Genomic DNA, 11,578 nt, shown 5'->3' with positions numbered 1-11,578 from the left:
GAGCCGCTTCGCGGCCGCTATTTCCTCCGCACTGCCGCCGATATCGCCCGCAGCGGCTCCAGTAAGCTCTGCGGTGCGGGCGGCCTGATCCCCAATGGTTCCAAGCAGCGAAGAAATGCTTGCCGTCAACAGCCGGGTATGACGGGCAAGATTTCGCACCTCATCAGCCACAACTTGAAAGCCCCGTCCATGTTCGCCGGCGTGGGCGGCCTCAATAGAGGCGTTCAGTGCAAGCAGTTCGCTCGTTGCAGCAATACCGTCAATCTCTCCCGTCAAAGAAGCGATCTCCGTTACATTATTCAGCAGCTCCCCCACCTGGCTGCGCTGCTCGGAGATTCGCTCCTCCACCCGCAAATATGAAGTATGTACATGGCCCAGCTTCCCGGAGCCGGCGTCAATCCACTGCTCCATACGTCTGCATTCTGCACGGGCCGTTTCGGCGGCAGACGCGGCTTCCTGGAGCGCCGACTCCATCTCGCCGACATGGTCGCAGCTTCCTTCTACGGCAAGGCGGCGTTCCTGTTCCGCCCGCTCCTGGAGCCTTCCTGAGAGCGCCATTAGATCCCTCACCGTCAATACGCCCTTCAGCTTCCCGTCCTCCGTGACGATAACGCAGTCGTAGAATTGTTCTTCTTTCCGCCGCAAAGCCTTTACGATCAGTTCGGAAGGCAAAGCTGAAGACTCCACTACTATAAGAGCTTCTTTATCGGCAAAACGGGCAGCCGGACGTGAATAGAACAGCTCCGCCGAGAATCTGCCAGACAGCTGGCGGTGAAAATAATCCCGCATTAGAAGACCGGCTGGTCGATCCTCTTCGTCCCTGACGACTAGGCATGGAGCGTTCAAGTTGTCACGAAATACCGCCAGCGCCTCCAGGGACTGAAGATTCAGATCGATCTCCGGAACACTGATGCAGTAATCCGCAAGCGATATGGCGGAAGGCCGGGCTGATGCCGCCTCCCCTGCGAACTCTGCCGTTGCCACGGGCGGTGGGGCCTCAGTCCGTGAAGCAGCCATCCGCGCTGCCTCGGGATGTACTGCGTCTAATGACAAGGCGCCCGTCTGCGCCGCCATTCTTTTTTGCCTGAGCAGATGTTCATTCCGTCCGATTTCCTGGCGTTTAATTGTAAGCTTGTCGTTTGCCGCCGCATAGATACTTATGTCCGTCCCTCCTCCGCTCAGCTTGACCCTCTGTTCCTCAACCGTTGTGAGTGAACCCAATGCACATTCCTCCCGCATGACTATTTTGTTCATAGCGTATCAATCAAATGTCATAGGAATATTTTCTTATCGTTAATGAAATGTGACTGAAAATGCACGTCTGCCACAAGGGTAAAAGGAACCGGATAATATTTCCTAACAAGAAGAAACGGCTTCGCCGTCTTTTTAGAACGGCACCGTTTCTCGTAGAAATATAAGGCAAATTGATAAGCGCTCAGCTTATAAATTCTTATATTTTAAAAAAAGAACCCCGGGCCTCGGTTAAACGACCGGAGTTCTTTGCTTGTTGACAACCAGCTTGTAGCCGACTCCGCGGATGGAGTCAATATGGACCGACACGGGGTCCAGCTCCAGCTTCTTGCGCAGCGAACTGACGTGAACATCCACCGTACGCTGCCCGCCGATATAATCGAACCCCCAAACGGCGTTCATTAAATCGTCTCTCGTCAATACAACGCCCGGCTTGCGGGCCAAATACAGCAGAACCTCAAATTCCTTGGGACGAAGATTAATGCTCTGTCCGCCCAATGTCACTTCGTATCGTTCAGGATAAATTTCAAGTTGGCCCAAAATAATGGTGGAATCATTCTCTCCGGTTCTAGGCTGCGGTTCTTCCGATATACCCGAGATGCGGCGGAGCACGGCGCTGACTCTGGCCAGCAGCTCCGATACGCCGAAGGGCTTCGTCATATAATCATCCGCTCCCGATTTCAACCCGCGGACGACATCTTCTTCGGTATTCTTGGCCGTCAGCACGATAATGGGGGTTGTAATCCCTTGGCCGCGCAGTTTATCCAGAATATCAATCCCGTTCATGCCCGGCAGCATGAGATCCAGCACAATCAAATCAAAATGCTCCCTGACCGCCCGGTCATAGCCCGCCGTTCCGTGATCCTCATGTGCCACCTCATAGCCTTCCTGCGTCAGATTGTAAGACAACAGCCGGGCCAAAGTGGGTTCGTCTTCGATGACAAGCAATCGTTGTGCCATAGTTTCCCCCGTCTTCATAATTTTTGACAGACCCATCATATCATCGGAATGTTATCCCAGTGTAAAACATTTACGCAAATCGCTCTGTTCAACCCTAAGTTTAACTTCTGGCTTCACAAAACACCGGAAATACTTAAATAAAGGTCAGATTTCATCCTCCTGCAGCAGCGGCAGCTCCAGAGTAAACGTGGTTCCGATACCGAGATCGCTTTCTACGGAAATAACGCCTCGGTGCAAATCCATCAGATGCTTGACAATCGATAATCCGAGTCCGGTTCCGCCCGAGCTTCGCGATCTTGCCTTGTCCACCCTGTAGAATCGTTCAAAAATACGCGGCAGGTCCTTGCGGGGGATTCCAATCCCGGTGTCCGTCACGGTGAATACAACCGTTTCCGTTCCGTCTTTTTTTTGCCTGTTCATCGCCCTCACCTTGACGTTACCGCCTTCATGTGTGTAATTGATCGCATTCGACAGCAGGTTGAGGAAAATCTGCCGCAGCTTGTCCTCATCGGCTTCAATGAATAGTTCTTCCGGCACCTCCGCGCTCAGACTGATGCTTTTTTTCTCCGCTACCTTACTCATCGTTTCAAGCAGCGAATCGAAGAAAGTCGCCAGGTGGACCGGAGAGCATTCCAGTTGGACTCGTTTGGACTCGATTTTGGACAATTCCAGAATATCGCCGATCAAGCGGTTCAGCCTTTCGTTCTCATCATAAATGATTTGTAAAAAAGAATTTGCCGTCTTCTCGTCCTTCACCCCGCCCCCAAGCAGCGTCTCCGCGAATCCCTTGACCGCCGCAACCGGCGTCTTGAGCTCATGCGAGACATTGGCAACGAACTCGCTGCGCATTCTCTCCAGCCTCCGGATTTCCGTTACCTCTTGAAGCAGGAACAGCATGCCTTGGTAGGAAACGTCCTGCGTCATCGGCACCCCGTCCAGACGCATGATCCGCTCTCCCGAATTATAGAAGCTCCGCTCCTCATGCACGGGCTCCCGGCGGAATAATCCGTCTTCCAAAATCCGAGTCAGCTCGTAGTGGCGCTTCAGTTCACGGAAGGAACGGCCGACCAAGTCTTCCGCGTTCACGTCCAGCATTTTCTCAGCCGCCTTGTTGAGCAGGGCAATTTCTCCCCGCTCATTCACCAGCAGGATGCCGCCGGTCATATTATCAAGCACGCTCTGCAGCAGGTTCTCGTTGTCGCGTATCGTGCGAAGCTGGGTCTGCAGACTGTCCGCCATCGCATTGATCGCGGATGCAAGCTGGCCGATTTCATCCCTTCGGTTCAGGGATACCCGAGCGTCATAATCAAGATCTGTAATCCGCCGAGCCACACGGGTAATCTGCTCCAGCGGTGAAGTGAGGCTGAGGGAGACACGATAGCTGACAATAGCAGCCGCTATGAAGAGCAGCACAAGTCCGCCCGCCATAACCGTCCAAGCCCTATTCACTCCTTGCTCGACACTGTCAAGGGACAGGGACAGGCGGATATATCCTTTAAAGTTTCCGTTCTGTGAGGATACCTTCTGGGCAACATAAAGCATATTTTTCTTCAACGTGTCACTGTAGCGGATTGCCCGGCCAATCCCATCTTTTGCCGCAATAATCTCTTCTTGACGATTGGAGTGATTGTCCATTAAAAGCGGATTTCTCTCCGAATCACCAATTACTTTTCCATGTTGTGTAATAAAGGTAACCCTCGAATTCGTGAGTTTACCAATACTTTTGGCCTGTCCGGTATAATAATTGATCGCATCCGGAGCGTTTATATCGCGGAATTCCATCGTGCCCACCAGCAGATTTATTTCCCGGGACATATGATCTTCAAGCGCCGCAACATGGGAATTCTTGAACAGATGCGCCATCGTGAAGCCCGCTCCAATCATGGAAATTCCGATCAAAGTCATTAGTATTAACGAAAGACGGACTCGAAATGGTTTCATGCGGCACATGCCTCTTTCTATGCTTTACTATACTGCTTTACTCTATCGTAGCCCGATTTCAGTGAAATTGCCAGTGCAAAAGCATACCATGTAAAACCAAAAATCGGAGCCCCAGATGCTCTACATCTGTGCTCCGATCCGCTTCATATGATCACTATCATTGCTAAAAGCTGCCGCCCTGGCTCCTCACCAAAATAGCCCAAGCTTTCGCGAGAAAACACTCCTTGACACGGTTCATCGTCCACAACCCGTAGTCAATATAGCGGCTTACTTAAACACCGCTTCACGGAATAAAGCCAGTTTATCGGCGGAATCCTTCTCGACGTCCGCATGCAGGCTATTGCCGTGGGAATCCATGGTCACAATCGCCGCAAATCCGTCTATCGTCAGATGCCACATCGCCTCAGGGATGCCGAATTCGAGAAAATCGACGCCGTTCACTTTCTTGATGCATTCGGCGTAATATTGCGCCGCTCCGCCTATCGCATTCAGATAGACGCCGCCATGATCATGGAGCGCCTGTAGCGTCCCTGCCCCCATACCGCCCTTGCCGATGACGGCCCGGATGCCGAATTTCTTGATGATTTCTCCCTGGTACGGCTCCTCGCGAATGCTCGTCGTCGGACCGGCCGCCTTCACATGCCAGCCTTCCTCGTCTTTAAGCATGACGGGACCGCAGTGGTAAATGACCGCCCCGCTTAGATCAACCGGAGACTCATGGTCGATTAAATACTTATGCAGAGCATCGCGGCCGGTGTGCATTTCGCCCGACAGGATGACCACATCGCCGACACGCAGGCGGCGTATGTCTTCCTCGCTAATCGGCGTCGTGAGCCGGATCTCCCTTGCACCGCCTGCCGTATCTGCGCTAACCGCAGCAGAACTTTCGGCAGCTGCGGGACGGACGGCCTGGTCGCCAGAATCTTCGGTCGCCGCAGTATTTACATTAGACGACGTTTCAGCTCCGACTGCTCCTACGGATATGCCGGAGCCCCGCTCATACAGCCACTCCCGGATATCGCCGTCTGCGGTGTCGATCAGCACGCCTTGGCGGCGGAACGCCCAGCAGTTATAGGCGACAGAAACGAAGAAGCTCGCAGGTAGCCGATTCATCACTCCAACCTTACAGCCGAGCAGGCTTACTTCGCCCCCGAAGCCCATGGTGCCGATGCCGAGCTTATTGGCGTTCTCCATCATATAATTTTCCAGCTCATGCAGCTCCGGGATCGGATTCATATCATCCACTTTGCGGAACAGCTGCTTCTTCGCCAGCTCATATCCGGAAGTCCGGTCACCGCCAATGCCTACTCCGATAAATCCCGCGCTGCAGCCCTGCCCCTGGGCCTGATAGACGGCATGAAGAATGCACTTGCGGATACCGTCAAGATCGCGTCCGGCCTTGCCCAGTCCTTCCAGCTCGGCGGGAAGGCTGTACTGAATGTTCTTGTTCTCGCAGCCGCCTCCCTTGAGGATGAGCCGCACATCAATATACTCTTCTTCCCACTGCTCGAAATGAATCACCGGAGTGCCTTCACCCAGATTATCACCGCTATTCCCGCCGGTCAGCGAATCGACAGAGTTAGGCCGCAGCTTGCCGTCCCGAGTCGCCCGCACAACGGCCTTACGGATATCGCGCTTCATTTCGAGCTGATTCGCGCCTACAGGCGCATGTATGACAAAAGTCAGCATGCCCGTATCCTGGCAAATGGGCGAGATCTGATGCTCGGCCATGCCGATATTTTGCGCAATTGTAGCCAGGGCCAGTCCCGAGCGTGTATCCTTGTCTTCAAGCGCCCGTCCCGCAGCTATCGCCCGGCGCACGTCGCCAGGCAAGTTGGTGGAGGTCTCAACGATCAGATCATACACACTGTCTTCGAACTTCCGCATCATCAATACACTCCTCTTAAGTCCAGGGTTTAGATGGCTTTCATTTTGTATCTATCATATCATACCGGTGCAATCCGTTAAAAAAACCAACCCTCCGCAAAGAGAAGGTTGGCTTGAACTCTTAAATTCTTGAACTCCTCGTCAGCGCACGGAACTTTCGGCAAGGATTTCCCAATCCTTGAATACCGGCTGAAGTCCGCTGCCGTACAGCATATCCCTGATTTCCGGCACGCTTCGGCTGTCGGAAATTTCAAACTGCGGTGTTCCGCCGTCACTGGTATGTCCGCCCACCTCGGTCGAAACGCCTGCCGACATTTTGGTTACCCCCAAATGCACAAGGCGGTCCCGCAATTCGGCGGGTTCTCTTGTGGACAACGTAATGCCGGAACGGGGCAGGAACAGCCGGTAAGCCAGTATAATCTGTACCAGGGCGGGGTCGGTCACGTCCGATTCAGGGTTGAAGCTGCCGAGATAGGGCCGGAAACGCGGCGGAGACAGGCTGATCTCACAGCCGGGATAGCGGTCCTGAAGATAATGTGCGTGCATCGCCGTCATGAACGCTTCCTGCCGCCAATCGTACAAGCCGAGCAGCGCGCCGATGTTGACGGAGCGGAAGCCCGCCTGACAGCCGCGCTCCGGAGCATCCAGCCGGGCCCGGAAATTCCGCTTCGGGCCTTTGACATGCAGCTTGCGGTACGTCTCCTGATGGTAGACTTCCTGGAATAGAGTCAATCCGTCCACACCCGCATCGGCCAGTTTCTGGTATTCCTCCGTGGACAGCGGATTGACCTCAATGCTGATGGAGGAGAAATATTTGCGGAGCACCTTCACGCAATCTTTAACGTAACCGACCGGAGAGTCCTTGCGCGATTCCCCCGTAAGCAGCAGGATATGGCGGAGTCCGCTAGAGGCAATTGCCGCTGCTTCCGCTTCAACTTGTTCCAGTGACAGCTTCTTGCGCGGAAAATCATGAATGGCGCTAAAGCTGCAGTACGTACAGTGGTTGACGCAATAATCCGCCACATACATTGGCGTGAACAGCTGAACAGCATAGCCAAAATGTGAGCGGGTGATGCGCTGCGCTTTTTGCGCCATGTCTTCCAAATGCCGGCCGGCGGCAGGCGACAGCAGAACAAGCAGGTCTTCCTTGTCCAGTTTCTCCTTGGCCAGCGCCCGCATAACATCGTCCTTCGTGTACTTCTGCCACAGCTCCTTAAAAGGAATGCGCTCCAGGGCCATCAGCGACTCATAAAAGCTCATTAGTCTACATCCCCTCCCTATACGTTCAAGAAACCGGTCAAAGGCGAAGAAGCTTCCGCCTCCTGCTGAACCGGACCCAGCCCGGCCAGATACGCCTGCCTTCCGGCAGCTACCGCGCCGCGAAAAGCTTCCGCCATGCCAAGCGGATCACGGGCGGTAGCAATCGCCGTGTTCAGCAGCACGGCGGCCGCACCCATCTCCATCGCTTCCGCCGCCTCCGACGGACGGCCGATTCCCGCATCCACAATGACTGGCAGGCCGGCCTCTTCAATCAGGATGCCGATCAGTTCCTTTGTCCGGAGGCCCCGGTTGCTTCCAATAGGCGCGCCCAGCGGCATCACCGCCGCCGCGCCCGCGTCTCTCAGCCGGAGCGCCGCAGACAGGTCCGGGCTCATATAGGGAAGGACGACGAAGCCTTCGGCAGCGAGAATTTCCGTAGCACGGATTGTCTCCAGATTGTCCGGCAGCAAATATCGCTGGTCGTTAATGACTTCGATCTTGACCCAGTTCCCCATCCCTGCCGCTCTGGCCAAGCGGGCGATGCGCACGGCTTCTTCTGCGGTGCGCGCGCCGGAAGTATTGGGCAGAAGGGTCATCTGCGGCGGAATATGGCTTAGAATGTTCTCTTCCTGCGAAGCGGGATCGACTCTTCGAAGCGCCACCGTGATTACTTCGGAGCCGGAACGGGCGATTACCTCCGGAATCAGCGTGTTGCGGCTGTATTTGCCGGTTCCGATAAACAAACGGCTGGACAGGGCCTTTCCTCCAATATGTAATGCATCATTCATAATATTAATCCTCCCCTTTTCGGTTTATAGAATAGCTTGATCGATCAGCCAAAATAACGGTGATACAGCGACCGGGCTTCAGCGGGATCGCCCGTTCCGTGAACGAGCACCCGGCCGTCGGGAAAGATCGCCATACGGTGCCGGTCCAGTGTCAAAGACAGCATATAGGGATTTCGCTCCGCCCGGCCATAGGCGGACAGCCGCCGCTCCCACTCCTCCAGATCAAGCCTCACCTGGCTCGGCGGGCGAATCTGTACCGTATCCCGTCCGCAGAGCACGGCCGTTCTGGAATGGCTGTCCGGCGATAAATAAGGATAAGTGCGTTTGGCGCCGCAGGACGGGCAATCGGCGCGCTTCAGCTTGGCCGTATCCACCGACGAGTGACGGTTCGTCCATAGATCGAAAGAGACCAGTGTCCCGCGCAGCGCGCTAACGTTCCCTGACAGCCACTTCAGCGCTTCGGCAGTCTGGTAGGCTGCCGTCATCTGGACGGCGGGACCGATTATCCCCGCCGTGTCGCAGGTATCCCCTCCGGCTGGGACACTGTCCAGCAGACAGTGAAGACAGGCGCTCTGCCCCGGAACAATCGTCATTGAAATGCCATAGCTGCCGGTGCAGGCGCCATAGATCCAGGGGATACCGTCCCGCGAGGCAATATCATTTACGATCATCCGGACCTCGAAATTATCCGCCGCATCAAGAATCAGGTCGATCCCCCGGGTATAGAGGCCGATCTCCTCCGCAGTAATATCCGCAACGATGCCTTCCACCTCCACAGAGGAGTTGACGCTGCGAAGCCTGCGGGCGGCAGCTACCGCTTTGGGAATCCGCTCAGCCGCATCCTGCTCGGTGAACAGATTTTGACGCTGCAGGTTGCTCCACTCTACATAATCCCGGTCGACGAGGGTCACCTTGCCCGCACCCGAGCGCACCATCGTCTCCGCGCATGCGGAGCCAAGCGCCCCTGCACCAATAATCAGAACCTTCGCCTGCGCCAGCTTCTTCTGGCCTTCGGCTCCGATTCCGTAAAACCGCTCCTGCCTGCTGTATCTGTCCTCTCCGGCGAAATTCACCGGCCTCAGCCTCCTCCCACAAAATGCACAAGCTCGATGCGGTCCCCGTCGGCAAGGAGGACAGTTCCAAAATCATCCCTGCCTACGATCATCCCGTTCAGTTCAACGATCATCCGCCGTTCCTTCCATTCGGGGCGGCTCAGCAGATCCGCAAGCGTAGCGCAAGCTTCGTCCAGTTCGGTCTCGTTCCCGTTGATATAGAGCTTCATTGCCCTCATCTCCTTTCGTATCCGGCTTCTTGAGCGGCAGCCCGGACGGCAGCATGGTAAGACTTTGCGGCCTCCACAGGATCGGACGCGCTGCAGATGCCCGAAAGTACGGCAATGCCCGCCGCGCCGCGTGAAATCACCTGTCCTGCATTGCCCGGTTCAATGCCGCCTATTGCAATGACCGGAACCGGGCAGGCATGTACAGTTTCCACAAGCCGATCCAATCCCCGTCCTGGAAGACCCGGCTTGCTGGCCGAGGCGTATACATGCCCGAACAGGCAGTAATCCGCTCCTTCTCCTGCGGCAGCGGCTGCTTCATCCGGGGAATGGACGGAACGGCCGATGCGCAGGCTCTGAGACAGCTTGCGGGCCGCAGCGGCCCGGAGGCTGTGCCCCGCAAGCTGCACGCCTCCTGCTCCGGAGGCCAATGCGACGTCGAGCCGGTCGTTCACGACAATTTGTTCAAGCGGTATCCCAAGGCTGCGCATCTTCTCCACCGCTTTGAACAATTCTTCCGCTGTACGCGTTTTTTCCCGCAAATGAATATAGTCTACAAAGGGACTTACGGCCGCAGCAATAAGAATAAAGCTGTCCATTAACGTCACGCCGCCGGAGATGAGATGAATTTCGGGGTCCTTTAACTTTGGCGGACACATAGCCCTATTCGCCTCCTGTGTTCATTTCCCATAAGCAGCACAAAAAACCGCCATTTCGAAGGAAGGCGGCTGGATACTGCAAATGGGATCGAGCCTTGATAGGCCCGGATGCAGATATTCACTCTCCACTTCCCTACGCTGGTATAAACCAGATCAGGTTCAAAGGGTCCGAACCTTGCGTTCGTCTCAGCCTTGCGGCACCCCTAGTGTTCACGCTATGCAGCTATTGATCTTTCACAGCGTATCATAAATTTCCTTTTCATACCACCTTTTCATGAAAAAGCCCCAATCCGTGTCATATTTGGATCGGGGCTTGCATATTTAGCACAGATTCAGCTTAATACGTTAAGAGTTGTCAACCGTTAACGATTTCGCCGCCATTCACATGAATAACCTGGCCGGATACATACGATGAATCATCGGAAGCCAGGTAGACAAAAGCCGGAGCCAGTTCTTCAGGCTGTCCCGGGCGCTTCATTGGCTGTGTTCCGCCGAACTCGCTGACCTGCTTCTCGTCGAAGCTGGACGGAATGAGCGGCGTCCAGATTGGACCCGGCGCGACCGCGTTGACCCGGATGCCTTTATCCACCAAATTCATGGCGAGCGAGCGCGTGAAGCTGAGGATCGCGCCTTTGGTGGACGAGTAGTCCAGCAGTTGAGGGTTTCCTTTGTAGGCGGTAATCGACGTTGTATTGACGATGGTCGAGCCCTGTTTCAAGTGGGGCATAGCCGCTTTTGTCAGATAGAACATTGAGAAAATATTGGTGCGGAAGGTCCGCTCGAGCTGCTCAGAGCTGATATCCTCGATCTTCGCCTGCGGATACTGCTCAGCGGCGTTGTTAATTAGAATATCAAGTTTTCCCAGACCAGCGACTGCTTTGTTGATAAGATCCTGGCAGAATACTTCGACCCCGATATCACCGGAGACGAGAACACATTTGCGTCCTTCCTGTTCGACCTGGCGCTTCGTTTCCTCTGCATCGATGTGCTCATTGAGATAGGAAATGACCACATCGGCCCCCTCTTTGGCAAAAGCCACAGCTACCGCGCGGCCGATGCCGCTGTCTCCACCTGTAATCAAGGCCGCTTTACCGAGAAGCTTGCCCGCCGCTTTGTATGCCGCCGGTTCGTATTTAGGCCGTGGCGTCATCTCCGATTCCAGACCGGGTTGACGGTTCTGATGCTGCGGCGGTAACGTCTTTTGGACTTGCTGATTATTTTCAGACATGTTTCATTCTCCTTTCGAAAAGTTGTAAAAAATAGACTTTCCTTAGGGTGTCTTAGGGATATACAATTATTCGTTCCCTTTACGGTAATTTATTTAACCAATCGCATGAAGATCAAACATAAAAAAATCAAGACAAACCAAAGTTCTCATAATAATATAAAACGCCCGCTTCCTTTCGGAGACGGGCGACGTGGGCCGGGCTATGCTTTTTGTTCAAATAATTTCATTAAAAACCATAAAGAAGACCATGACCAGCAAGCACACCGCCAGCAGCGCGCTCAACGTGCGGATTTTGCCGGTTTCGCCCGAAACGTCTCTGCTCTGC

Annotated in this window: 10 protein-coding genes and 1 riboswitch; all 10 genes read right to left on the bottom strand. The window is 54.6% G+C overall.

Annotated features, from left to right (window positions below; translation table 11 throughout):
- A partial coding sequence (locus tag L691_RS34000; protein ID WP_025691958.1) for a methyl-accepting chemotaxis protein occupies positions 1-1,221 on the bottom strand: 1,221 nt, incomplete at its 3' end.
- A gap of 261 nt (positions 1,222-1,482) precedes the next feature.
- On the bottom strand, positions 1,483-2,211 hold the full coding sequence (locus L691_RS0118925) for a response regulator transcription factor (protein WP_025691957.1): 729 nt from the start codon (positions 2,209-2,211) through the stop codon (positions 1,483-1,485).
- A 144-nt stretch (positions 2,212-2,355) separates the two neighbouring features.
- The gene (pnpS, locus tag L691_RS0118920; RefSeq protein ID WP_025691956.1) at positions 2,356-4,152 is read right to left on the bottom strand and encodes a two-component system histidine kinase PnpS; all 1,797 of its coding nucleotides are present in this window, start codon (positions 4,150-4,152) and stop codon (positions 2,356-2,358) included.
- Between the two features lie 267 nt (positions 4,153-4,419).
- The gene (locus L691_RS0118915) at positions 4,420-6,039 is read right to left on the bottom strand and encodes a fumarate hydratase (protein ID WP_025691955.1); all 1,620 of its coding nucleotides are present in this window, start codon (positions 6,037-6,039) and stop codon (positions 4,420-4,422) included.
- A 141-nt stretch (positions 6,040-6,180) separates the two neighbouring features.
- Positions 6,181-7,299 carry a 2-iminoacetate synthase ThiH gene (gene thiH / locus L691_RS0118910; RefSeq protein WP_025691954.1) on the bottom strand — a complete coding sequence of 373 codons (1,119 nt, stop codon included), beginning with the start codon at positions 7,297-7,299 and terminating at the stop codon, positions 6,181-6,183.
- 17 nt (positions 7,300-7,316) lie between these two features.
- A complete protein-coding gene (locus tag L691_RS0118905) occupies positions 7,317-8,087 on the bottom strand; it encodes a thiazole synthase (RefSeq protein WP_025691953.1) in 771 nt (256 codons plus the stop codon).
- 44 nt (positions 8,088-8,131) lie between these two features.
- Entirely contained in the window at positions 8,132-9,160 is a 1,029-nt protein-coding gene (locus L691_RS0118900) for a ThiF family adenylyltransferase (RefSeq protein WP_025691952.1), read from the bottom strand.
- A gap of 5 nt (positions 9,161-9,165) precedes the next feature.
- Positions 9,166-9,369 carry a sulfur carrier protein ThiS gene (thiS, locus tag L691_RS0118895; protein WP_025691951.1) on the bottom strand — a complete coding sequence of 68 codons (204 nt, stop codon included), beginning with the start codon at positions 9,367-9,369 and terminating at the stop codon, positions 9,166-9,168.
- A gap of 5 nt (positions 9,370-9,374) precedes the next feature.
- A complete protein-coding gene (locus tag L691_RS0118890; RefSeq protein ID WP_025691950.1) occupies positions 9,375-10,025 on the bottom strand; it encodes a thiamine phosphate synthase in 651 nt (216 codons plus the stop codon).
- A gap of 113 nt (positions 10,026-10,138) precedes the next feature.
- Positions 10,139-10,240: riboswitch (TPP riboswitch) on the bottom strand.
- 140 nt (positions 10,241-10,380) lie between these two features.
- Positions 10,381-11,253: an SDR family oxidoreductase gene (locus L691_RS0118885; RefSeq protein WP_025691949.1), complete on the bottom strand. Its 873-nt coding sequence runs from the start codon at positions 11,251-11,253 to the stop codon at positions 10,381-10,383.
- Positions 11,254-11,578 lie beyond the last annotated feature (325 nt).

Source organism: Paenibacillus zanthoxyli JH29, from assembly GCF_000520715.1.
Classification (GTDB): Bacteria; Bacillota; Bacilli; order Paenibacillales; family Paenibacillaceae; genus Paenibacillus_AQ; species Paenibacillus_AQ zanthoxyli.
Note: the sequence above shows the minus strand (reverse complement) of the source record. Positions and strands in the feature narration are given on the sequence as shown.